Origin of the sequence: Sphingobacterium lumbrici (genome assembly GCF_006476045.1) — a bacterium.
GTDB classification, from domain to species: Bacteria; Bacteroidota; Bacteroidia; order Sphingobacteriales; family Sphingobacteriaceae; genus Sphingobacterium; species Sphingobacterium lumbrici.
In genome coordinates this window covers 110342-135368 of sequence record NZ_SRZY01000028.1, presented here as the reverse complement: position 1 = coordinate 135368, position 25027 = coordinate 110342, and the positions used below count along the sequence as shown (strand labels likewise).

The window sequence follows — 25027 nt, the reverse complement described above, 5'->3', positions numbered from 1 at the left end:
TTGTTAATTATTGTTGAAATAGAGAAGCTCTTTCTTCTTTGTTACGGTATTTTTTATACCACAACAGTCCGACCCCGACACCTAAGATGAAAGGAACGGATAAAAGGAATAGAATGCCATCATTTAATCCTTTACCTTGCGTATTCTCACCTTGCGTACTATTTTCCGCATTCAGTGAACACATCGCACATTGTGCAATCGCTGCATTCGGTTGAAAAAGTAGCGTAAATAAAGATACTCCTACAATAAGAATAAACAATGATGATCCTTTCATGTCACAAACTTACAAAATTAAAACTCAATTGGTATCGTTTGACTTTAGGTACTTACTCTCCAAGGCGCTCAAGGTCCTTTAAATCGTCTTCACACCTCTGTTGCTCATAAGGGTTATGAAGTTCTTTTGAGAAGGGTTTCAAACTTTTCCCAAAAACCATCTATCGGAAGCGGTGCCGTTAAAAGAACGGGCTCTTCCTTTATAGGATGAATAAATTCCAATGATCTGGAATGAAGACAAATAGTCCGACGAATACTACCTCTTGGATATCCATATTTATTATCCCCAACAATGGGACACCCTATATAAGCCAATTGACACCTAATTTGATGCGTACGACCGGTAAGTGGCTTGACTTCCAATAGATAATATCCTTCTAAATTCCCAATAACCCGATAATCCAACTCCGCATAACTTCCATTTTTCACTTCACGATCATACGCCTTGGTAATCATTTTTTTACGATCCCTGAGCAACCAGTTCGTCAGCTTACCTGACATGTGATCTGGCTTATTCTTAACCAAAGCCAAGTACGTCTTTTCTACTTTCCTATCGTGAAACAGCCGATTCATACGATCCAGTCCCTTGCTTGTTTTCGCGAGCAGGATCATCCCACTAACGGGACGATCTAAACGATGAATAACGCCGACAAATGCGTCATTAGGTTTGTTGTATTTAATTTTTAAATACGCTTTAACCATCTCTTCAAGAGATTTATCTCCCGAAGGATCTACCTGTACAATATCACCACCTCGCTTATTAACAGCGATATAATGATTATCTTCAAATAATACGTCTTTATCTGTGATTCTATCCATTCTCTATCGAATCGTATTCTGCAGACTTTCCAGCTGTTTAGCTTCTTGCTTCGCTTTTTTCTTAAAGAATCCTCTTAGCAAAAAGTTACTTTGCAAAGCTTCCATATTTTGATCTAGCTTTTGTGTACTAAGATTCAGGTTCCTCAATATCTGCTTAATTTCGTCTGCGGCGGCAGGATCATTTGTCAATACGCCAAGGGCATTATCCGGACTATTTAACCTTGCCGAGGTTTCGTTCAAATTATTCATCAGCGCTGTTGCCGTCTGCGTAACGCCCTGTAATTGCGCTGCAGATTCTCTTAAACTAGCAAACACTTCTGTATCTGTCGTTAAATCATGGAATAGTCCTTCGCTACTATTAAGTTTTTTCGTCAATATGGCTAAGTTTGCGGAAGCTTGAGTGGCATCGGACATCACTTTATTCAAACTATTCAGTGATCCGGATAAAGAGGATGAGATCGTAGAATCTGTAAGTAAAGCGCCCATGATTCCTTTTCCATCGACCATATTTTTAGAGATCAATGCAAAATTTTTAGTTATTTCAACTAAATTCTCATTATTGGTCTGCAATGTTGCAAACATCGCCTCCGTATCGGTGCCTTTTCCAGAATCTATCACATCACCATTTTTGATGGGAGGTGCCTCATTAGATCCACCAATAAGATTTACGATGGCATTACCTATCAAACCATCCGAACCTAATTTAGCAACAACATCTTCGCGGATAAACTGACTGGATTTTTCTTCAATATGCATCACGACTTTCACATCGTCAATACTCTTAAATTTAATCTCTTTCACAATACCTACTTTCACCCCCGAAAACCATACATTATTCCCGACTTTCAATCCCTTCACATCATGGAAATAGGTCGTAATAACTAAATTCTTACTAAATTTATTTTGTTGCGTACCTAACACAAGTATCCCTGCTACCAGTATAACCAATCCCAATAACACAAATAAACCTACCGTTATCGACCGCCTTTTTTCACTTGTACTCATCTGTTTTAAACAATAAAATTATAATCATAAAATGGTTGGACACGTTCATCCTCCGTGTCAAAAATTTGTTCAAATGTTCCCTGTCGCTCAAATTTACCATCAAGCAACATCACCATACGGTCTCCTACCATCTTCGCACATGCTAAATCATGGGTGATAATGATGGAAGATGTCCTATACCGCTCCTGTACCTCATTGATTAACGAATTAATATCCAGACAAGTGATTGGATCTAAACCGGCAGTAGGCTCATCATACAGCATAATGTCGGGACGTAAAATCAGAGTGCGTGCAATACCAATACGCTTGCGCTGCCCTCCTGAAAGTTCTGAAGGCATCTGATTGATCGCTTGGGATAAACCAACTCCCTCCAATACCTCTTCTACTTCTTTATCAATTTCAGTTCGCGTTAAATTTCGTTTATTCCTCACCAGTGGAAACTCCAGATTTTCGCGAACCGTCATACTATCATAGAGCGCACTGTTTTGAAACGAAAATCCGATACGCTGGCGTAACCCCCTTAAATCACGTTCGTCCAGTATATTTACCACTTCACCCAACACGTTGATATTTCCTTGATCAGGTTTCAGAAGTCCTGATATCAATTTAATCAAAACGGACTTCCCTGTTCCCGATCTACCTAACACGACCAGATTTTCACCGTTGTAAAGTTGCAAGTCTACATCACGCAAGACATGCAAATCCCCAAACGATTTACTCACTTTATCCACATGGATCACTACATCTTCGTAGTTTATATTTTGAGTTGTCTTTTCCATGGATTAAAAAAATGATAAAATTTGTACAATTAGCAGCTCTTCGATAAAAACCAAAAACATAGAAGACACAACAGCTGCATTTGCCGCTTTTCCAACCCCCTCTGTTCCTTTAGAAGAATAATAACCAACATAACAACTTGCAAAGCCAATGGTAAAGCCAAACACAATTGCACGCAGTACCATTGCAAAAATATCTTTAACAGCTATGGATTCAAAAACCTGATTAAAGAAACTCAACAGACTCATGTCATCCTTTGCGGCTATACTCAAATATCCCCCCAACAAACCAATACCAGCTACATAAAAACAAAGTACAGGAATCATGGTGGTCGTTGCAATAATCCGACTTACAATTAAAAATTTGGTTGGATTGGTACCAGACACTTCCATCGCATCTATTTGTTCGGTAACATTCATGGAGCTGAGCTCAGCTCCGATTTGAGAACCAACTTTTCCTGATGCAATCAAAGCTGTCACCAGAGGAGCTAACGCTCTCACAATAGCGATGGATATTAAAGAAGGTAACCAAGAAGTTGCACCAAATTCTTCGAGAGAAGGGCGTGACTGTTTCGTAAATACAAAACCAACAATAAATCCGGTTAAACTAATTAATGGAAACGACTTCCAGCCAATTTCATAACATTGTCTAATGATCTCTTTAAATTCGAAAGGAGGAGTAACCAATTCACGCAAAAATCGCACAAAAAACCGATGTATTCTCGCGAATTCGATAAGTAGACTTTCTATTTTCCTTCCCATTAAATTTTCTGAAGCTAGTATTTTAACCAAATTAATCACCCGAAGATTGGGCAAATGTACAAACTTTTTATTTTCTTAATGAAGGTTTGCAAACGATTAGACATGTTAAAAATATCACTAAAAGGTAATTTTTTGTAGTTCTACAGATAGAAGTAAGAAACTCTTAAAATAATTTCGCTGTCCTGAACCTTGATAACGCACCTCATTAAACCTTCCCTACCCTTTTACCGTCATATTACAAACAGAGACCATCATTCATTTCAAATAAAGGATATTATGAACACTCGGACAACAACAATACAGCGGATTCTGGTAATCGTCTTCTTATTAATAGGCATTTTCTCCTTACACAAAGCCAAGGCACAAGTACACGGAGCAATATCGTTAGACGTATTTTACAACGAATTATCACCACATGGATACTGGGACAACGACCCATCCTATGGAGACATCTGGTTTCCCGATGCCGGTGCAGATTTTCGTCCCTATAGTTCTAATGGGTATTGGACGATGACCGAATATGGTAACACTTGGGTCTCGAACTATCCGTGGGGGTGGGCTCCTTTCCATTACGGCAGGTGGATATATACCAATTACAGAGGTTGGGGATGGATACCCGGATACGAATGGGGGCCAGCTTGGGTAGACTGGCGTTCTGGAGATGGGTACTACGGATGGGCTCCGATGGCGCCACGTCTCAACGTGAGTGTATCTATCGGATTACCTATAAATTTATGGATATTTGCACCTACACGCCATATTTTTGCAAGAGACGTATACAGATATTGTTACCCCGGAAGGTCTAACTTCTTTAACCGGACAACTATCATACATAACACCTATGTAGTTAACAATCATCACTACTATGGTGGGCCGTCGCGTAGAGATTTAGAACGCAGACTGGGACAACGTATTACCGTAAGAAATGTACGTCATTCCGATCGTCCGGGAGCTTCACGCACCGACAGCCGTTCGGTTTCTATCTACAGACCTGAACTTGACAAGAATAGAAGTACACGTTCTTCATCACGTGACAATACCATTGCCCGAGATAATAACCGTCGCCCGGAAGCAACTACTTCCCGCAGCAACAGTCGCAATAATGCTGGAGGACAAGTAGAAAATAATAGAAACACTAATCGTCAAGATGCATCCATCGGCCGGACTAATGACTCAAGAACGAATAATACGGGTGAAATGAGAATAGACCGCAATGGGAATGCAACGATTACGAACGGAAACAACCGTCAACCCGGTAATGCGACAAGTTCCTCTACGCAGCAGGCAGATCGATCAGATCGTGCTACTGTAAACAGGAACCCTAATGCAGCCGTTCAAAATCAACAAAGAGAAAGCAGACCGGAAAAAGTTACTGCCGCTCCGCAACAGGAGGCTAGAACACCGAACCGGTCATCCGTAGAAAGAGGTAATGGTCAACAAACCACGCCACCGGTTCAACGTCAGCAACAACAAAGGGAACAACGCAGTCAGCCGCGTACCCAACAAAGTGCACCACAACGCGTACAACAGGCAAGTGTACGTGAATCGCGTCCGGCAGCCAGCTCCAGCGTGGAGAGAAGCTCGGCGCCAAGCCGTCAAACGTCCGCTTCATCTACCAATCGTGGTAGTAGCAATAGCAACGAGAGAAGCAGTGGTCGGGGAAGCCGATAATACGACATTTCTATAAGTTTAATTGAAACAAAAGCGGGCTGGATATAATCCAGCTTGCTTTTTTCATAAATAATCGGTATAATTATCTAAGTTTGCAGGCAATAACAACGCTTATATGGCAAAATTCAGTTCCATCTTAGATAACCTTTCAACGACTATGCATAGAGACGTTTACGGAGAAGCCTTATTCGATTTCCATACGAATGGAGCATTAAAAAAACCGCTTTTACTCCATAGCAGCTATGGCGATATAGAGGAAATGCCCATAGAAGTTTTTTATCGGGATGAAGAGGAGTTTCCCGAACTCGAATTCATCGCCTTATCGCTCTGCGATGGCAAGGTATTGGATGTGGGCGCGGGAGTTGGATCCCATGCACTGTATCTTCAAGAAAAGAATTTTGACGTTACGGCATTGGAAGTTTCGGCTACGGCCTGCAATATCATGCGCGAACGCGGTGTACAACACATCCTGCAGGAAGATTTTTTCCGATTAAAAAATCAACAGTTTGACACCTTGCTCTTCTTAATGAATGGAATAGGGCTTGCCGGTACGACAGACGGTTTTCGGGAATTGCTCCAACACAGCAAATCATTATTAAGCGAAAAAGGCCAGTTGCTGTTTGACAGTTCAGATATCTCTTACCTTTACGAAGAGTACCGCATTCAACGACCAGTTCACTATTTTGGTGAAATAAATTATCAATACGAATACAACGGAAATAAAGGCGAGCCTTTTAAATGGTTATACCTCGATCAAAAGATGCTTGTCGAGATCGCCAGAGCGGAAAACTGGGTTGTTCAAATTCTCTTCGAAGATGAAAATGACCAGTATCTGGTAAGGATGGAACCGAGGCGATAAATGATTAGGGGAGCCTTGAAGGGCTCCCCTGATCTTAATCAATATATTCAAAACCTACATACGGTACCAGTACCTCAGGTATTTTGATTCCTCTATCAGTTTGGTTATTTTCCAATAAAGTTGCTACAATACGTGGCAAAGCCAGTGCTGACCCATTCAAGGTGTGGGCCAATTGCATCTTTCCTTCTGCATTTTTAAAACGCACTTTTAGACGATTAGACTGATAGGTTTCAAAATTAGAAACAGAAGAAACTTCCAGCCAACGCTTTTGTGCAGTACTGTAGGTTTCCATATCGTAAGTTAAAGCGGATGCAAAGCTCATATCCCCTCCACAAAGACGCAAGACACGATACGGTAATTCCAACTTTTGCAATAAAGACTGCACATACAGACTCATCTCTTCCACTACTTCATAAGATTTATCCGGATGAACGATCTGTACGACTTCCACCTTATCAAATTGGTGCAGACGATTCAAACCACGTACATGGGCACCATACGATCCTGCTTCACGACGGAAACAAGGTGTGTATCCACAGTGTTTGATCGGAAAATCTTCTTCCTTCACAATCACATCGCGATAGATATTCGTAATAGGCACCTCTGCCGTAGGAATTAAATACAGATCATCTTGCGTAACATGGTACATCTGACCTTCCTTATCCGGTAATTGCCCTGTCGCATAGGCAGATGCTTCATTCACTACAATAGGCACCTGTACCTCTTTAAAACCTACTTTTTCGGCTTCGTCCAAAAAGAAATTAATTAAACCGCGTTGTAAGCGGGCTCCCTTTCCTTTATAAACCGGAAATCCTGCTCCCGCCACTTTTGTTCCCAACTCAAAATCGATAATATCATATTTTGCAGCCAATTCCCAATGCGGAAGTGCATCTTCCCCTAAATCAGGAATATTACCATGCTCAAAAATGGTTTCATTATCTTCCGCTGCTACGCCTCTTGGCACAGATGTATGAGGCAGATTTGGCAAATGAAGCAATTTATCATTTAATTCCTTTTCCGTGCCTTCCAGATCAGCCAACAAATTCTTTATCTGCTCTTTATATCCCGACGATTGCAATTTCACGGCTTCAGCTTCTTCTTTCTTACCCTGGCGCATCAATTCCCCAATTTGCTTAGCGGAAGAATTGGCCTCTGCTGATAATGCGTCTGATTCACTTTGAATCCTGCGACGTTGTTCATCCAATAAGATGATTTCGTCGACCAAATTCAAATCCTTGAAATTCTTAACGCCTAATCTTTCGATTACCGTATCCCTGTTCTCACGGATATAATTTAATTGCAACATAAATATTTATTTTTTAATAGGCACAAAGATAAGAAGACGAAGCGAGAATACTAATTTAACTTTCGCACATCATATACCACTTTAGCTCTTTCGGGATCTTCGTGCCGGTTTGAGATTTCAATCTTCCCGCCATGTGCCAGCTCATTCAAACGATGATACAAAAAACTATCACCTACGCACCCGCCACGGAACTCTTCCCAAATATCAAAAAGTGTATCAGCAACAATGAATGGTGAACGCTTAGGTTTATCAGTGCAGTGATTTAACAGATATTGATCGAAAAATGTATCCTCGCCGGACACATACTTGCCAGATCTGTTAAAAAGATGTACTACCGATTGATCTGTGCGAAGATGTTCCCAAATAGAAACAAAAAACTGTTTATCACCAGCGCTCAATTCATCAAAGTGTTGGGAAGCTTCTGAAATATCCTCTACGCGCATTACTTGTAACGAAGTGGGATACAATTTTACACCCTTCTCATTTTGAAATTCCATCTTATCGAAATTGAGTCGATAGATAGGAATAGATAAATCCTGCAAATGAAAAAGCAGTCTTGCTGTAGTAATCTTTTCATCGGCTTCATCACCAACCCATAAGTATATCTTTTCATACGTATTGGAGGTGTCAATGAGTTCCCTTAAAAGACTTAGATTGTCATCGATAAAATTAGACCCGCCTTCTGATTGTATGGAACCAAAAACGTTTTGCAACCAACGTTTTCGATTTTCTATTGCCTCCACATCGTCGAGATCACACAGTGGTCCCTGAGAAAGTGGGTCGTTAAAGTTTCGTATCTCACCTTTTTCGATATCGATTATTTGGCTTTGGATAAGTGTAGCATTTCCAGCGAAACCGAAAGTGACATGGAGGTCTTTTTTTTGCATTTTTCTGCCTATATGGTTTGTCGTGTTGGTTGTACCCATGAGTCCAAAGTTAACAAATATTCAGTGTTTTAAGATACAAAATATCTTAAGATGGCCGCTTTTATTTCCCTTCTCCCAGCGCAAAGCGAATACATCTTTGCGACGTTTAAAAAGATTGAGAAGATAGGTTATGTCGTTGTTGGTGAATTTCACGCTGTATTTTATTTTGGCATTTAGATTATAAATTGGAATATACATCTTAAAAATATTAATAATCTGGTACGCCTTAGTTTAGTACGCTATATGAAGAGAGCCAAAAGATGTCATTGGCTGATCTTTCTAGAAGTATGCACATTGCCAAAGGTGCTGATGAAGATCGTTACCCGGTAAATGTAGGCTTGTTGTTTTTCAACCGGACTCCGGAAAAGTTTTTTCCTAGAGCGTGGATAGAGCTGGTCGTACACCAAGATGATAGCGACCGATCATTTACAGAGCATTACTTTAAAGGCCTGTTGCATGTCCAATTGAGGAACTGCTTAGCTTTCCTGAAAGCGACTGTCATCTATGAAAACGTTATCAAAGTACCCCATCAAGCAGAAGCTATACGTTTCTACAATTTCCCTTACGAAGCCGTAGAGGAAGCATTGGCAAATGCGGTGTATCATAAGAGCTACGAAATAGGAAGTCCTATTGAAGTACAGATATGGCCAGATAAAATTGAGCTTTTAAGTTTTCCCGGACCTGTTCCACCTGTAGATGCTCAAATACTTAACCATCAAAAACGTATAGTTGCCCGAGACTACCGTAACCGTCGTATTGGTGATTTTCTGAAAGAGCTCGATCTGACGGAAGGTAGAGGAACTGGATTCCCAACAATCTATCGCGCTATGAATAAAAACGGCTCTCCGGATCCTGTCTTTGAGACACAAAGGGGTAATTTTGTGCCAAAAAGTTTTTGGGGGTACCCCTAATTTTGGCACAAAATTACCCCATCGGCGTCAACCCCATGCGCTATGTTTGTATCGTTGCAACAAGAATAAAGTAAATGTTTAGTGTTTAAATTTAATTTTTTCAATTATGGCAATTAAGTACAATGTAGTCGAAATCGGTAAACCGGGAGATCTTACTGCTCCCAAAAAGTTCTACGCACGTCCGGTACATGCGGGAGAAATCGTATTGGAAGATCTAGCTTCTGATATTTCACATGCTTCGTCTATAAACGAAGCCGATGTATATGCTGTGCTGCAGAGTCTGCTAAGGGAGATTCCGCGCAACATCTCGCGGGGATACATTGTCCGTCTGGGCAATCTGGGTTCCTTTCGCCTGGGCTCGAACAGCACCGGTAACGATACAAGAGAAGAGGTCAACGCCACGAACATCGTTCGTACACGTTTGATTTTCCACCCGGGCAAGCAGCTAAAGACGTTGCTGCAAGGCTTAACTTTTAAGAAAACCGAGTAATTCAACATGCTCCATTACAGGCCTAAGCCTGCACCTGATGGGTGCAGGCTTTTTTTTTGCCAAAAAAAAGCCTAAAACGACCGTGGTAAAATAAAAAAACGCTTCGTAAACTTTCCAAAACCTGTGGACAAGTTTACAAAGTCTTCGAAGTGTTTTAAAAAATGACTTCGGTGAGTTTTAAAAACGTTTTTTGTAGATTTTTTTGATTAAAAAGATACACCAAAGATTAAATAAATTAACCCAAAAATACCCAACACTTGCCTCCTTTTCTACTATTTCGCGCTCAGCATATCGGTTACTTTTCATCCACCGCATCGTATAATCGACACTATTTTATTACCTTTGACTATGCTATACTTAGTCCCCACCCCTATCGGTAATTTGGAAGATATGACGTTTCGCGCCATACGTGTACTGAAAGAATCAGATTTGATCCTGGCCGAGGATACACGCACAAGTGCGCCGCTATTAAAACATTTTGGTATAGATAAAAAAGTATTTGCGCATCATCAGCACAATGAACATAAGGCGGTAGCCGAAATTATCCGGTTTTTAAAAGAAGGTCAACAGATCGCGTTGATTTCGGATGCCGGCACACCCGCTATATCAGATCCTGGATTTTTATTGGTTCGGGCGGCCATAAAAGAAGGTATTACCGTACAGTGTCTCCCCGGCGCAACAGCCTTCGTGCCTGCATTGGTCAACTCGGGCCTGCCCAACGACAAGTTTTGCTTCGAAGGATTCCTGCCCGTAAAAAAAGGCCGTCAAACCCGAATGAAACTGCTTGCAGCGGAAAAACGGACGATGATATTCTATGAATCACCACATCGTCTGCTCAAAACTATTGACGAGTTTATACAATACTTCGGAGCAGACAGGCAGGCTTCTATATCACGGGAATTGAGCAAAATGTACGAAGAAAATGTGCGTGGCACACTGGAAGAGTTAAAAAACCATTTTGAAAACAACCCCATCAAAGGCGAATTTGTATTTTGTGTAGCGGGCACCGAGATAGAGATTAAGAATAAGGAATAAAGTTAAGGAGCGACGTATGGTTCGACCTATCTGTAAATGAAAAATCTTTCACAATTATATCTTAACTTAGTACTAAAATTTGTTCAACAGATAAACGACAGCGATTAAATAAAATGAGCATAGACAAATACATACAGGACGGTCAGGATCCGAAGGTCATCGAGAAAATATACACCAAGATCATCGACATGTTAACGCATGGCGAATCGATTAACTATATCGCTTTGCAAAAAAAACCTGCGGTGACGTTACTGCCAGATAGTATCACCATTAGTAATAAACGTATCTTTTTATGTGAGTTTACCAAATTTGGGTTAGCAACTAATTTTGAAATTTTCTCCTGGAAAGACATTAAAGATATTGCAATTAAAGAAGAGATTTTTGGTTCCAAGGTCACCGTCATTCCGTTTACCGGGGAGAATCTCAGCATAGATTATATTCCAAAAACACAAGCACGCAAGCTGTATCAGTTAATCAAAGATGCATTGGAAAGCAGTAAAAGTCAGGCTGAAAACAGTACACCTATTGAAAAAGCTCCCACTCCCTCACCTACAGAGCCTGAACAAGCCAGGCCATTCCGTACGGATCCGGCAGAAAATGAAGCGAACGTACAGAGACCTCCTATTGTGGCACCTGCTCCTAAAATTATAGCGGAACAGGATAAAACAGCAACTGATGGCACAAGCAGCTTCACGGCTCCGGCGCAGACGGTTCATCGAGCAACAGTTCCGAAGCCAGAAGAAGAGGACGAATTAACCTCAAAATTAAAGAAGCTGAAAACACTGTACGACAAACAGCTAATTACACAAGCGGAATACGAAAGTAAGAAAGCAGAAATACTTTCGAAATTATAGCAAAACGAGAGTTCGGCTATATATACACTGTTCTACCGACAAGTAGCTAGTCGATAGGTTAACATGATTTACAAATGAAGAACAATTACCTATTGGCACTTTTAAGTGCCTTTATACTTTGGTTGGCCTGGCCACCGATACCGTATAGTAGTATCTTACTTTTCATCGGCTTTGTTCCGTTATTGATTGCGTGTGAACGTGTGATGCGCAGTTCACTTGCAAAAAAAGGCCAAAAGATCTTTACGCTGGCATTTATAACCGGTTTTATCTGGAATACAGCGTCTATATATTGGGTATTCAATGCCATGAATGCTTATTTACCGTCTTGGGTATCCATACTAATTTCTTTAATCCCATTCGGATTAGCCCCCTTGTTGATGGCCGCAGTGTTTCGGCTATACTACCAATTGCGTAAACGCAACACAATATTTTTAAGTTTTTTAGGGTTGACATCCTTTTGGATAGCCTACGAATACCTGCACCAACTATGGGATCTTTCTTTTCCATGGATGACCTTGGGTAATGGTTTCGCTAATTTTCATCAGTTGATACAATGGTATGATATGACCGGCGTATATGGTGGCACACTCTGGATATGGTTAACGAACATTCTCATTTTTCTCCTGGTATGGCAACGTATCAGCAAAACAGAATCGCTATCTACAAAAAAGCTTGTCATTTCAATTTCCGCTACTGTACTAATCCCGAGTGTCGTATCCATTATACAGTACACTATTTATGAAGAACATATCAATCCTTCTGAAATTGTTGTCGTACAGCCCAACATTGATCCTTACGGTAAATTTGGGCATATCCCTCCCGAGGATCAACTAAACAACCTCATCACTTTATCAGAAGGTGTAGCAAAACCCAATACGGAGTTTTTCATTTGGCCCGAAACGGCTATCTCCGCCCGAGGGGGTATTAACGAAGAAGAGTTCAGGAGTTATCCGGCATATCTGCAAATAACCAATTTCTTGGATAAATACCACAATGGAAACGTACTTTCAGGGATTGAAAGTTACCGTCTGTTTTCTGACCAGGCGACACATACCGCGAGACCTTATGCCAATATGTTTCTCGACAGCTATAATGCTTCTGTCTTCATTGATAGATCGTCAAAGCTTCAGTTCTATCACAAATCAAAATTGGTACCCGGAGTCGAACAAATGCCATTTGGCAACGCATTATCATTCATGAAACCTTTATTCGATCATTTTGGGGGGACTACCGGCGGTTACGGCAGTGACCCGACACCTACCGTATTCTACTCGGCAAGTGGAATCGGTGCAGCTCCGGTAATATGTTACGAATCGATCTGGGGCGATTATGTAGCACAGTATATTAAAAAAGGTGCTCAGTTTATCACCATCGTGACTAATGATGGCTGGTGGCAGAACACTTCCGGTAAAGACCAACATCTTCAATATGCAAAACTTCGCGCGATTGAGAATAGGCGCTGGGTAGCAAGATCTGCTAACACAGGGATTTCAGGTTTTATAAACCAACGGGGTGATATCGTTCAAAAAACAGCATGGTGGGTACCTGCCGCTTTGTCTCAGGAAATAAATTTAAATGAGGAACTTACCGTCTACACAAAATTAGGTGATATGATTGTATATTTATCGCTAATCGGTAGTTTAATATCATTTTCCTTGCTCCTAAGACCAAAATCCAAATAAATGGCATTAAATTACATTACATTCCTTAAATTTGTCCCATGCACGTATATTTAGATAATGCCGCTACAACACCCTTGGATCCCGAGGTATTAGAAGTGATGGTAGAAACCATGAAAAACGATTTTGGAAACCCTTCTTCAATCCATTCTCATGGACGGCAGGTGAAAACAATCATCGAAAAAGCAAGAAAAACCATAGCTAACTTATTGCATGCTTCTCCCTCCGAGATATTTTTTACTTCTGGAGGTACCGAGGCAGATAATATGGCTATTGTACGCTCCATAGAAGATTTTGGTATTACACACGCGATCACATCTCCGATAGAACATCATGCCGTACTTCATACATTAGAAGAGCTGGAAAAAACAGGCAAAATACACTTGGACTTTCTCCACTTGGACGAGAAAGGCAACATTGATTTGTCACATTTGGAATCACTACTTGTTACTAATCCGCGGACTTTTGTATCTATTATGCATGCCAATAATGAATTAGGCAATTTAACAGATATCAAGCGTGTCTCGGAAATCTGTGAACAATACAATGCAGTCTTCCATTCGGATACGGTGCAGACGATGGGACATTATACACACGACTTATCCGATTTAAAGATTGATTTTATTACCGGAGCCGGGCATAAATTCCACGGGCCAAAAGGTGTGGGTTTTTTATATATTAATGGGAAGAATAAAATCAAACCTCTTATCTATGGAGGAGCGCAAGAGCGTAACATGCGTGGCGGAACAGAGAATGTATATGGTATTGTAGGTATTGCAAAAGCGTTGGAAATAGCCTACCGTGACATGTCTGAACACAGACAGTATATCCAAGGTCTAAAAGATTATATGAAATCAGAATTGCAAAATGCTATTCCTGTTGTCAAATTCAATGGAAATACAGACGCTGAGAACTCACTGTACACTGTATTGAATGTCTCCTTACCTTGCACGGATATGAGCGATATGCTCTTGTTTAATTTAGACATCTCCGGTATATCTGCTTCGGGAGGAAGTGCATGCAGCTCGGGTTCTGATATCGGATCGCATGTTTTACGTGGCATTAAAGCGGATAGTTCACGGCCCTCAGTAAGATTTTCCTTCAGTAAGAACAACACGAAGGACGAAATAGATTTTGTAGTTGCAAAGCTTAAAGAGCTTTGTGAATACGTCTAATAACATAAAAGAGGAGACCGATAGTCTCCTCTTTTATGTTATTATTTTATCTTCTCTAATTGATAATTTTCGGCTAAATCTCCTGTAATCATATTACCCGCTAAATCGAGCTGCCACAATACGCCATCAACGATCTTATATTCGTAGTCCAGCCCGTCTAGAACCAGATTATTCTTTTCTATTTTCCAGTTTCCATTTTTTATAAACTTATCAGATGATTTCCCCACATATACATATCTCAATTCGTAAGAATGATCTTTACTTAATTCTAATATCGTATTGATTGCCTCGCAATCTGCACAAGGTAGTTTACCTGAATAGTGACCAACAACATTTGCAGAAAGAAACTCCAAATTTTCTTTTTTGTCAAGCGTACTGGATGATTTCTTATTATTTATACAGCTAATAAACAATAAAAAAACAGCTAGAATAGAAAATAATATCGTGGAAAATACTCGCATTTACTTCATTTGGTTATGCAGTTCAAAAAGGATACCAAAATTCAGTAATCGTATTATCTTTTAAGAATTAATAATCATCATCTTCAAAACCTGATGCCAAATTATACACATTTTGCAATTCTCCCAAAGCATGCATATTCCTTGTTTTACGAGCCACCTGCATCCCCTGTTGATAAATCTTTAACGCTTCCTCTTTATTATTTTCTTTTTCTAAAAATTTCCCATAGTGATAATATGTGCCTACATAATCGGAAAAATTTTCTACCAGATCTTTAAAACCCTGTTCCGCCTTCTGCATATCTCCGGCCTTTAGGTATTCCATCGTGAGCGCATACTTTAAAAAAGGATCTTGAGGACTTTCTGCTACAAACGACAATAGCTGTGTTAATCTATCCATGAAATATAATTTCTATGATTTGCACAAATTAACTCATTCCATCATAAAAAACAAAACGAAGACTTATGATGACAGCGGTTAGGGTGTTTTTTTTTAGAGGTGTTAGTGTTTAAAGATACTTCAATGCTCAGTAAAGTAAAAAAAGGATGACCTTTTAGCACATGGAGATCAAGCCCGTGGAGCTACCATCCTGATCACATTTAGGTTTGCACGATCCAAGACATCCCAAAGTCTAGTGCGGGGGGGGGGGCCAAAGGAATGAGGACCTCGGGAGGTCGCTGTGGTAGCTCCAAGTTGGCGGATCGAACATAGGCTAAACAGTCTTGAATTTTGTCAACCTTTTTTTCAAGAAAAAGATTGGAGCCCTGCCATGGCCAATGGCGGACAGGTGGAGCGAGGGATATTGCTAAACTGCATAATTTAATCCTTCATTTATTACAGTACTCCCTACATTTTAACATCGACTCAAAACCGACACAACAAATTACTATGCAAGCATACAAAATGACAAAAAATTGACCGAAACAGACAAGTGAAGATTCGGATAAAATAGTAGGTTTGTATAAAACGCTATTAATTATGAAGATATTGGTTTGCATCAGCAATGTCCCCGACACGACATCTAAAATAACTTTTACGAATAACAACAGCGAATTTAATAACGCTGGCATACAATTCATTATAAATCCATACGATGAAATTGCGTTATCTAAAGCCGTTGATCTTGTAAATGGAGGAGCCAACGGAACAGTTACCGTAATCAATGTGGGTGATGTTACAACAGAGCCTACCATCCGCAAAGCCCTTGCGATTGGCGCTGACCAAGCTGTACGCATAAATACAACTCCTTACGATGCTTGGTTTGTTGCCAACCAAATCGCAGAATATGCGAAAGCTCATCATTTTGATTTGATTTTAACCGGACAGGAATCCATTGACTACAACGGAGCACAGGTACCTGCGATGCTTGGCGAACTCCTTTCTATTCCCTCGGTATCCATTGCTAAAAAATTAACTATTGAAGGCAATGAAGCAACTATCGAACGTGAGATAGAAGGTGGCAAAGAAGTATTGACTGCAAATTTACCGGTTGTTGTCGGCACCGCTGAAGGAGTAGCCGAACCAAAAATCCCGAACATGAGAGGGATTATGGGTGCTCGTTCGAAACCCTTCGAGATCATCGAACCGATACCAGTGGAAGCTTTGACATCTTTCAGCTATTATGAAACACCAGCTACAAGAGGTAAGGTCAAATTGATAGCAGAAAGCGATATAAATGAGTTAGTAAACTTATTGCATACCGAAGCAAAAGTTATTTAATTACTTAAATTAAGAAATGACATGTCAGTATTAGTATATATAGAGAATACAGAAGGGGTACTTAAAAAATCGGCTTTTGAGGTGGCATCTTATGCATCACAAATTGCAAATTTACAACAGGACCAAGCCATAGCTATCTCCATAGGAGATGTATCCGATGCTGAATTGCAAAAGCTAGAAAACTATGGAATCAGTAAAGTCTTAACGGTGACAAATGACAATCTTAAATCTTTTGTCAATCAGGTATATGCTTCTATAATTGTCGCTGCTGCACAAAAAGAGCAGGCAAATATCGTTGTATTATCCAACTCATTCAGTGGAAAAGGCTTAGCTCCCCGCGTTGCGGCAAAACTCGAAGCTGGTTTAGTGTCAGGAGCAATAAGTGTTCCCTCCTTTAACGCCGAGGTGGCCGAGATGAAAAGAACTGCCTTTTCAAGTAAAGCTATTGCAACAGTAACTCTTACTTCACCGATTAAAGTAATCACCTTATCTCCAAACGCATTTGAAATTGAAGAACGTAAAACATCGGCACAGATAGAAAATTTCGTACCTGAGATCGCTTCGACAGATTTTGGTACAATAGTAAAAGAAATCATACGTGCTACTGATAAAATTTCTCTTCCGGAAGCGGAGATTGTTGTTTCGGCAGGACGGGGACTTAAAGGCCCTGAAAACTGGGGAATGATAGAAGAACTAGCGGAGGTATTGGGTGCTGCTACAGCTTGCTCTAAACCCGTTTCCGATGCGGGCTGGAGACCTCATGCTGAGCATGTAGGCCAAACCGGAATAGTCGTCAGTCCCAATCTTTATATTGCTATAGGTATTTCAGGAGCCATCCAACATCTTGCCGGAGTAAGTTCTTCCAAAACAATCGTTGTGATCAATAAAGATCCTGAAGCACCATTCTTCAAAGTGGCGGACTACGGGATAGTAGGTGATGCTTTCGTCGTTGTACCGCAACTTATTGCTGCGCTTAAAGCGTACAAAGGGAATTAGTCAATAGATTAAGTGTTATTAAAAGACCTGAGCAGAAAACTGTTAAGGTCTTTTAATTTGCCATGAATATTTTACATCTTTGTATTACCGTAAGGTGTTTTAGGATGAAGAAAATTAAGCTAGATATAGTGGGCTTGTCATATAGCCAGACACAGTCGGGTGCATACGCCTTGGTATTGGGAGAAGTAAATGGTAATCGTAGGCTTCCTATCATTATCGGAAGCGCTGAAGCGCAATCCATTGCCGTTGAAATTGAAAAGATGACACCAAGTCGTCCGCTTACGCATGATCTTTTTAAATCCTTTGCCGAAACTTTTGATATCCACATCAATGAGGTATTAATTTACAATTTGGTGGATGGAATCTTTTTTGCCAAAATCAGTTGTGTAAAAGATGGGAAAACCACAGAAATTGATGCACGTACTTCGGATGCTGTTGCATTAGCCGTGCGCTTTGATTCTCCGATCTACACCTATGATTTTATTATGTCTTCTGCCGGAATCGTTATAGAAAGCAACGATTTTGCTTTCTTAGAGAATATCAGCTCTCCTTCCGAAGCTATTACACCGTCAGCTCCCACAGAAAAAGAACAAGCTCCTATTAAGCCAGAGGTATCCCCTTATGCCGCACTCACTGACGAGCAGTTAGAAAAAACACTCCAAAAAGCTATTGAGAATGAGCAGTATGAAACTGCTGCCAAGATTCGAGACGAAATCGAACGTAGAAAATCGTAACAAATACACATGTCTACAAAGTTGAGACTAACCATCATGTATTTCCTGCAATTTTTTGTTTGGGGTGCATGGCTAATTACAATAGCCAATTATTGGTTTGGGACAAAACAGTGGGACGGCACGCAATTTGGAGCTATATTTTCCACTATGGGTATTGCCTCACTTTTTATGCCTACACTAATTGGTATTATTGCAGACAGATGGGCCAATGCAGAGCGACTATATATCACATTACATTTTTTATATGCCTTATGTATGATCTATCTTACACAGGTCAACGAGCCTTCAACGTTTTTTAACATCATACTCGCAGCGATGTGCTGCTACATGCCCACCTTAGCCTTATCCAATTCTATTGCATATACAGCGCTGACACAGGGTCAATACAACCTCATCAAAGCTTTCCCTCCGATTCGTGTATGGGGAACAATAGGCTTTATTACTGCGATGTGGATAACGAACCTGACGGAAAATAAAGCCACCGAATATCAATTTTATATTGCAGCTGCGGGATCTATCACACTTGCTGTCTATTCGCTTTTCTTCATTCCTAAATGCCCTCCTCAACATCTGACCAAAGACAATGCAAGTATCACGCAGCTACTTGGTTTGGAAGCTTTCAAATTGTTCGGAAATTATAAAATGGCGTTGTTTTTCATCTTTTCTATGTTCTTGGGGGCGGCACTACAGTTAACCAATGCGTATGGGGATGTTTTTCTCGATGAATTTAAGTTTTATCCTAAATATGCAGGCGCTATCGTGGTAAAATATTCTACCATTATCATGTCTATTTCTCAGATTTCGGAGACACTGTTCATCTTGGCAATTCCATTCTTTTTACAAAAATTTGGGATAAAACATGTGATGCTTATATCAATGGTAGCCTGGGTATTACGTTTTGGGCTATTTGCTTATGGAGATCCCTTCAACGGATTATGGATGATTATCTTATCGTGCATTGTTTATGGAATGGCGTTCGACTTTTTCAACATATCAGGTTCCCTCTTTGTAGAGACCACCACAGATTCGAAGATCAGATCTTCTGCGCAAGGTTTATTCATGATGATGACAAACGGCTTTGGAGCTGTCTTTGGCTCACTCGCATCGGGATGGCTTATCGATAAGTATTACACGTTATCTTTTAACAATGTCAATGAATTATCAAATTACCTGGATACCACATCAGATAATCCCAATTTATTGAACTTCATCTCTTCGAGAGACGTGAATATATCGAATGGGACCTTTGATCATGCCATATTTCTAAAAGATTGGCATCATATCTGGATCGCATTCGCTGTCTATACACTCGCGATTGCAATTGCATTTGCAGTATTATTCAAGCACAAACACCAAGACCAACAAATCGGTGAAAATTATCACTAATATTCTTTATCTCGCTTTTACTTCTGCAAGCATGGTCATTACATGATCGATAGTGGATTTAGCTGCATCTTTCATTTTCGGATTTCCCTCGTAATCCGCGTCTAAAACAACTTCTTTTGACTTATCTTTATACGTGAATTTCAAAATGAAACGGGGTATATGTGTTCCTGGATTAGCGACATCCCTTTTGGTCGTCATATCATTATCTACATTCCAAAACCCTAGTTCTTGTGCTTTACGGTGCAGATATAATAGATCATCGTTTCTCATCTTCAGTGTATCCTTCACGAGCTTATTATCATTTGTCAAATATTGATAATCGCCAGTTTTGGAATTGAAGGTATTCAACAAAGAATCTGGTGTTCCATAGGTCAGTTCGATCGATTCAAAGTCAGAAAAGCGATAAGGTGCATTTTTGATCATTGAAGAATAATAGACGACACAGTAGACGACAAAGGGTACTATTATACAAATAGCTAAAAAAATTCTTTTGGTTTTATCCGACATAACTAAAAATAGATTGCGTACAAAAGTACGATAAAGTATTTAGATGTGAGATATTAGATTTGAGATGTCAGACATCAGACTCCATAAAGATAAGTGCAGTCTTTAAATATTTGGGGTACCACAACGAGTAAAATACTTATAATACCAGGCATCCTTTAGATTAGAAATCATGACACCTTTTTGCGTAGAAACATGTACAAACTTACCATTATGTAGGTATATACCCACATGATCAATATTTTTTCCTCCAAAAGAGAAAAATACCAGATCCCCCTCCCGTAATTGATCGTCGTATTTACGCTTTACGATCTCTGCCATATCTCTGGAGGTTCGGGGTAGATTCTTCCTATAGACTTCCTGATAGATCATACCCACAAAAGCGGAACAATCCACACCATCTTTGCTTACCCCTCCTAACCGATACGGTATGCCCATCCAACTATCGATAAATGAATACAAGGAATTATTCATATCCTTGAGACTCACGCCCAACACACCTGCATAGTACGACATCGTATTTCCCGAACGCTTCGTATCCTTGGATACGGACGCTGCAGTGCTTCGACTGTCCGGAGGTTTTCCATAGGAATACGCTTTTTTCTTCGCGCCACAAGAGGCCACAAACATGCACAATACAGCGCCTGCTGCTATGAACTTCATTTGTTGAATCCTATTTATACTCATCATTACAAATGTATCGGCTCAAGACGGAGAATAAAACCCTCTTTTTTCCACAATTGTTATTTAATTTAGCAGACATGTGGATAAATATACGCGCAAACCCAAAAAATTTAAACAACCCTAACTAATAAACCTTTAAGGTATTCACCTTCTGAAAATGACGCGCGCACCGGATGATCTTCGGGTTGATGAAATTGCCTGATAAACTGTATCTCCTTACCCGCATCTAAAGCTGCCCACGCAAGCACCTGTTTAAAGGTGTCAATATCCATCGCGCCAGAACACGAAAACGTAGCCAATAGTCCGCCACTTTCGAGCAGCATCAGACCTCTCCTGTTTAAGTCTTTATAAGCCCGGGAGGCCTTGTCTAACGTAGATCGTGAAGGTGCATATTTAGGCGGATCAAGGACAATCAGATCGAATTTGGTTTGCTGCTCACCCAATTCGCGCAGGTATTTATTGACATCTGATTGGACAGCAGTATATTGTTCGGTATCAAATCCGTTCAATGCTATATTTTGTCGTAAGGTATCGATTGCTAAGGCCGAGCTGTCTACCGCCGTAACATGGGAGGCTCCTCCACGCAATGCATTCAAGGTAAAACCACCTGAATACGAAAAGCAATCTAAAACCTTTTTACCTTTTACATACTGCGCGGTTAGCAGTCTATTGTCACGCTGATCACAATAAAATCCGGATTTTTGTCCTTCAACAATATTGACCTTATACTGAATATCGTTTTCAATAATCGCCACAAATTCCGGAGGTACTGTTCCATACAACAGACCGTTACTATCGGGCAATCCTTCGTGCTCCCTGGATTTGAGATCACTTCGTTCATAGATACCTTTGGGTTCCAGCAACTGCACAAGCTCATCGATAATGATCGCCTTTACTTGTTCTACTCCCGCAGCATGAACTTGTACAGATATATAATCAGCATATTTATCTGCGATTAATCCGGGCAGAAAATCAGCTTCTGCAAAAATCAAACGCACAGTATCGTTCTTTTCTGATAACAAATGCAAACGGCTATGTACAGCATTACGTACACGGTTACGCCACCATTCTTCGTTGACTTCACGGTTTGGATGCCATTCCAATAAACGTACAGCTACCCTTGAGGTATTGTTATATATCCCAAATGCTATAAATTCGTCTTCGTTATTATACACCGATACGACATCTCCATTTTGAGGTTGTCCGATCACTTTATTAACAGCTCCAGAGAACACCCAAGGGTGCAACTGCCAGGCTGCCTTATCTTTTCCTTTATTCAGGATAACTTTTTTCATCCGTACACCTTTGTTTTCAATGGTAATGAAGCCCTGCCTACCGTAGGCAGGTATCAGATTTTTTACCCGTATTTGCTGAATAGATCCTCAAGAGTTCGCAAGCTCTGCTTATTCATCTACTGTATGGTTTAAAAAATCACGATAGCTTCTTTGACACAAAAGTAGGATATGTTTTCGTTGCAACCAAATAGCATTAAAGAAGGGAAGGAAAGTTTCCCTCCCTTCTTTAATGCTATTTATTCTCGATCAAAAACCTTTTAAAGCTGTCGTAATCTACATCCAGCTCCTCTGTTAGCTTCTGTTTACCTTCTAATGATTTTGCTCCATCAGGAAGTTGAATTTCTGAAAACACAGTCTCGGATATGGCATCTGGAAATTTACATGGATGCGCAGTAGACAAAAAGACTAATGCGTACTCTCCAGGCTTTTCAGCTTTATAAGTATTGGACGCTAAATAAGCAATAGCAGTATGTGGACAAGCAATATACTTGTACTTCGCATACAATTCATCCATCGCTGCTTTAGTCTCTTCATTATCGTAAGTATATGAAGAAATTATTTCCCTAAGTTCTTCTAAATTATTACGGAATAGATCCTGTATTCTTACCCAGTTACTTGGATTCCCGACATCCATAGCATTTGCAAGGGTCTGAACAGAGGGTCTAGGCTCATAAGCACCTGATTGTAAAAAACGTGGGACAGTATCATTTGCATTGGTTCCTGCCACGAAATGCTTAACCGGAAGTCCCATTTTATAGGCCAACAGACCTGCCCCGATATTTCCAAAATTACCACTTGGAACAGAAAAGACTACATCCTTCACGCCTTGTGCCTTCAACTGTGCGTATGCCCAGAAGTAATAAAATGTCTGCGGAATCAGACGAGCTATATTGATGGAATTAGCCGAGGTTAAACGTATTTCTTCATTTAATGTCGTGTCATTGAAAGCTTGCTTAACCAATGCCTGACAATCATCGAATGTTCCCTTTACTTCTAATGCCCTTATGTTTTGTCCATTGGTGGTAAGTTGTTCTTCCTGTACCTTGGACACTTTCCCTTTAGGATATAAAATAGTAACACGTGTGCCTTCGACCCCCAGAAAACCTAACGCTACCGCACCCCCTGTATCACCCGAAGTAGCGACCAAGACGTCTAATAATTTTTCACCTTTTTCCGAAAAGTAGCCCATCACACGACTCATAAAACGTGCACCAAAATCTTTAAACGCATAAGAAGGCCCATGAAATAATTCCAGAACTGCAGTTTCTGCACTCAGAAATTTTACCGGAGCATCAAAATTAATTGCATCTTCGACAATAGCTTTCAAATCGCTCTCCGGAATATCATCTCCGATCAAAGCATTAGCAATCTTAAACGCAATCTCCTGCAAGGAATACTGCTGTATATCCCGGATAAACAGGGGATCTAGCTGTGGTATCACCTCCGGCATATAAAGTCCTTTGTCTGCAGGCAATGAATTGAAAACAGCCTCTTGAAAAGGAACACGCAAATCTTTATTATTGGTACTGTATAATTTCATTTGTTTTTTATTGATGAGCTTATGTTTTCAATTGTATCAATGAACTCGCAAACTCGGTTATTTTAGTCAGATGGAGTCTTTGATGACAAAAACATCATTACCTTGTATGTTTAATGATTATTTTTATCATTTCGGGGCCATTTTGGTTTAGTTGTTCAGAATCTTAGGCCCCTCTACGTTAACAGAAGAAACGTATTTAAGACTACCGATTTCACTTTGTGTCAAATGTTGCTGAATTTTTTCGGTTATTCGTTCTGCCACATCCTGTCCTTTAGTAATAGCTACTACAGAAGGGCCTGAACCTGAAATACCAAAACTCAATGCCCCTTCTTCCAGCGCAATACGCTTCATTTCATAGAATTCGGGAATTAAAATGGCACGAGTTGGCTCAATAAGCACATCGTGCATACTTCGACTTATCAAGTCATAATCAGACTGATACAAACCGGAAATAAGCCCTGCAATATTGCCCCATTGAATCACGGCATCTTTCAAGAGCACTTTTTCCTTAATAAGCTGACGTGCATCCCGGGTCGGTACATCCACCTGCGGAAACACAATTCCTGCATACAAATCTGTGGGAACAGGAAGCTTAATCACATCAAGCGGATCGTATCCACGAATCAATGTAATCCCACCTATTAATGCAGGAGCGACATTGTCTGCATGCCCATGCCCGCATGCCAGACGTTCACCTTCGACACAATAGGGTATCAACTCTTCTTTGGTCAATGGATTCCCCAACAAGGCGTTGATAGCAAACAATCCGGCTACCGTACTTGCCGAGCTTGACCCCAAACCACTACCTATCGGCATACACTTAATCAAATCAATTTCAACACCGATCTCTTTATCAATACCTAAATCAACCAATAACATCTTAACACAGGCACTTACTGTATTTTTATCGGCATCAAGGGGCAGTCTTCCGTCATCCCCTTTTATAGAGCGGATACGTACCCCCGGTTGGTCTACACGATACATTTTGACTTCGTCTCCGGGTTTATCCACTGCAAACCCTAAAATATCAAAGCCACAGATCATATTGGCTACTGTAGCGGGAGCAAAGACCCGAACCTCGTCAAGAATTTTAGTAAAATCTATTTTTTTTTCTACTTTATTTTCGCCCATCATTTTTACGATTATACAGACTCATATATTCCATAATT

General features: G+C 40.3%; 26 protein-coding genes. 12 read left to right on the top strand and 14 right to left on the bottom strand.

Annotation, left to right across the window (positions count from 1 at the left end; all coding sequences use genetic code 11):
* Window positions 1–7: 7 nt before the first annotated feature.
* From E4F24_RS10245 to E4F24_RS10225, 5 genes are all read right to left on the bottom strand, one after another.
* Complete coding sequence (locus E4F24_RS10245) at window positions 8–274, bottom strand: hypothetical protein (protein WP_235891198.1); 267 nt, start codon at window positions 272–274, stop codon at window positions 8–10.
* 113 nt (window positions 275–387) lie between these two features.
* Window positions 388–1092, bottom strand: coding sequence for an RluA family pseudouridine synthase (locus E4F24_RS10240; protein WP_140938603.1), 705 nt, complete (start codon window positions 1090–1092; stop codon window positions 388–390).
* A 3-nt stretch (window positions 1093–1095) separates the two neighbouring features.
* Window positions 1096–2097 (bottom strand): MlaD family protein, encoded by a 1002-nt coding sequence (locus tag E4F24_RS10235; RefSeq protein ID WP_140938602.1) that lies wholly within the window; start codon window positions 2095–2097, stop codon window positions 1096–1098.
* Between the two features lie 5 nt (window positions 2098–2102).
* Window positions 2103–2876 carry an ABC transporter ATP-binding protein gene (locus E4F24_RS10230; RefSeq protein ID WP_140938601.1) on the bottom strand — a complete coding sequence of 258 codons (774 nt, stop codon included), beginning with the start codon at window positions 2874–2876 and terminating at the stop codon, window positions 2103–2105.
* Between the two features lie 3 nt (window positions 2877–2879).
* Window positions 2880–3635, bottom strand: a complete 756-nt coding sequence (locus tag E4F24_RS10225; RefSeq protein WP_140938600.1) for an MlaE family ABC transporter permease — start codon at window positions 3633–3635, stop codon at window positions 2880–2882.
* 276 nt (window positions 3636–3911) lie between these two features.
* Here E4F24_RS10225 and E4F24_RS10220 point away from each other — a divergent pair, with 276 nt between their 5' ends.
* On the top strand, window positions 3912–5306 hold the full coding sequence (locus E4F24_RS10220) for a DUF6600 domain-containing protein (protein ID WP_140938599.1): 1395 nt from the start codon (window positions 3912–3914) through the stop codon (window positions 5304–5306).
* A gap of 115 nt (window positions 5307–5421) precedes the next feature.
* Window positions 5422–6165, top strand: a complete 744-nt coding sequence (locus tag E4F24_RS10215) for a methyltransferase domain-containing protein (protein ID WP_317130743.1) — start codon at window positions 5422–5424, stop codon at window positions 6163–6165.
* Window positions 6166–6199: 34 nt separating this feature from the next.
* Here the strand turns inward: E4F24_RS10215 and serS are convergent, their stop codons facing one another.
* Window positions 6200–7471, bottom strand: a complete 1272-nt coding sequence (gene serS, locus E4F24_RS10210; RefSeq protein WP_140938598.1) for a serine--tRNA ligase — start codon at window positions 7469–7471, stop codon at window positions 6200–6202.
* Between the two features lie 50 nt (window positions 7472–7521).
* Complete coding sequence (locus E4F24_RS10205) at window positions 7522–8397, bottom strand: DUF1835 domain-containing protein (protein WP_140938597.1); 876 nt, start codon at window positions 8395–8397, stop codon at window positions 7522–7524.
* A gap of 260 nt (window positions 8398–8657) precedes the next feature.
* Here E4F24_RS10205 and E4F24_RS10200 point away from each other — a divergent pair, with 260 nt between their 5' ends.
* From E4F24_RS10200 to E4F24_RS10175, 6 genes are all read left to right on the top strand, one after another.
* On the top strand, window positions 8658–9308 hold the full coding sequence (locus tag E4F24_RS10200; RefSeq protein WP_140938596.1) for an ATP-binding protein: 651 nt from the start codon (window positions 8658–8660) through the stop codon (window positions 9306–9308).
* Between the two features lie 106 nt (window positions 9309–9414).
* Window positions 9415–9798: an HU family DNA-binding protein gene (locus E4F24_RS10195; RefSeq protein ID WP_140938595.1), complete on the top strand. Its 384-nt coding sequence runs from the start codon at window positions 9415–9417 to the stop codon at window positions 9796–9798.
* Window positions 9799–10146: 348 nt separating this feature from the next.
* A complete protein-coding gene (gene rsmI / locus E4F24_RS10190; protein WP_181182433.1) occupies window positions 10147–10833 on the top strand; it encodes a 16S rRNA (cytidine(1402)-2'-O)-methyltransferase in 687 nt (228 codons plus the stop codon).
* Between the two features lie 113 nt (window positions 10834–10946).
* A complete protein-coding gene (locus E4F24_RS10185; RefSeq protein WP_140938593.1) occupies window positions 10947–11687 on the top strand; it encodes a PH domain-containing protein in 741 nt (246 codons plus the stop codon).
* 74 nt (window positions 11688–11761) lie between these two features.
* The gene (gene lnt / locus E4F24_RS10180; RefSeq protein ID WP_140938592.1) at window positions 11762–13369 is read left to right on the top strand and encodes an apolipoprotein N-acyltransferase; all 1608 of its coding nucleotides are present in this window, start codon (window positions 11762–11764) and stop codon (window positions 13367–13369) included.
* 38 nt (window positions 13370–13407) lie between these two features.
* Window positions 13408–14541, top strand: coding sequence for a cysteine desulfurase family protein (locus tag E4F24_RS10175; RefSeq protein WP_140938591.1), 1134 nt, complete (start codon window positions 13408–13410; stop codon window positions 14539–14541).
* Window positions 14542–14582: 41 nt separating this feature from the next.
* Here E4F24_RS10175 and E4F24_RS10170 read toward each other — a convergent pair whose 3' ends face one another.
* Window positions 14583–14894 (bottom strand): copper resistance protein NlpE, encoded by a 312-nt coding sequence (locus E4F24_RS10170; protein WP_216629162.1) that lies wholly within the window; start codon window positions 14892–14894, stop codon window positions 14583–14585.
* A 175-nt stretch (window positions 14895–15069) separates the two neighbouring features.
* Window positions 15070–15399: a tetratricopeptide repeat protein gene (locus E4F24_RS10165; RefSeq protein ID WP_140938589.1), complete on the bottom strand. Its 330-nt coding sequence runs from the start codon at window positions 15397–15399 to the stop codon at window positions 15070–15072.
* Between the two features lie 579 nt (window positions 15400–15978).
* On the opposite strand from E4F24_RS10165, the gene E4F24_RS10160 reads away from it, so the two are divergent.
* The 4 genes from E4F24_RS10160 to E4F24_RS10145 all read left to right on the top strand — a co-directional run bounded on the left by E4F24_RS10160 (window position 15979) and on the right by E4F24_RS10145 (window position 19835).
* The gene (locus tag E4F24_RS10160; RefSeq protein ID WP_140938588.1) at window positions 15979–16719 is read left to right on the top strand and encodes an electron transfer flavoprotein subunit beta/FixA family protein; all 741 of its coding nucleotides are present in this window, start codon (window positions 15979–15981) and stop codon (window positions 16717–16719) included.
* 21 nt (window positions 16720–16740) lie between these two features.
* Entirely contained in the window at window positions 16741–17715 is a 975-nt protein-coding gene (locus E4F24_RS10155; RefSeq protein WP_140938587.1) for an electron transfer flavoprotein subunit alpha/FixB family protein, read from the top strand.
* Between the two features lie 104 nt (window positions 17716–17819).
* Window positions 17820–18449, top strand: a complete 630-nt coding sequence (locus tag E4F24_RS10150; protein ID WP_140938586.1) for a bifunctional nuclease family protein — start codon at window positions 17820–17822, stop codon at window positions 18447–18449.
* A gap of 9 nt (window positions 18450–18458) precedes the next feature.
* The gene (locus tag E4F24_RS10145) at window positions 18459–19835 is read left to right on the top strand and encodes a nucleoside permease (protein WP_140938585.1); all 1377 of its coding nucleotides are present in this window, start codon (window positions 18459–18461) and stop codon (window positions 19833–19835) included.
* 6 nt (window positions 19836–19841) lie between these two features.
* On the opposite strand, the gene E4F24_RS10140 is transcribed toward E4F24_RS10145, so the two are convergent.
* The 5 genes from E4F24_RS10140 to E4F24_RS10120 all read right to left on the bottom strand — a co-directional run bounded on the left by E4F24_RS10140 (window position 19842) and on the right by E4F24_RS10120 (window position 24992).
* Window positions 19842–20258, bottom strand: coding sequence for a hypothetical protein (locus tag E4F24_RS10140; RefSeq protein WP_140938584.1), 417 nt, complete (start codon window positions 20256–20258; stop codon window positions 19842–19844).
* Between the two features lie 186 nt (window positions 20259–20444).
* On the bottom strand, window positions 20445–21002 hold the full coding sequence (locus E4F24_RS10135) for a C40 family peptidase (protein WP_235891197.1): 558 nt from the start codon (window positions 21000–21002) through the stop codon (window positions 20445–20447).
* A 131-nt stretch (window positions 21003–21133) separates the two neighbouring features.
* On the bottom strand, window positions 21134–22318 hold the full coding sequence (locus E4F24_RS10130) for a class I SAM-dependent rRNA methyltransferase (RefSeq protein ID WP_140938582.1): 1185 nt from the start codon (window positions 22316–22318) through the stop codon (window positions 21134–21136).
* Window positions 22319–22550: 232 nt separating this feature from the next.
* Window positions 22551–23858 carry a threonine synthase gene (gene thrC / locus E4F24_RS10125; protein WP_140938581.1) on the bottom strand — a complete coding sequence of 436 codons (1308 nt, stop codon included), beginning with the start codon at window positions 23856–23858 and terminating at the stop codon, window positions 22551–22553.
* A gap of 147 nt (window positions 23859–24005) precedes the next feature.
* On the bottom strand, window positions 24006–24992 hold the full coding sequence (locus E4F24_RS10120; protein WP_394344462.1) for a homoserine kinase: 987 nt from the start codon (window positions 24990–24992) through the stop codon (window positions 24006–24008).
* Window positions 24993–25027 lie beyond the last annotated feature (35 nt).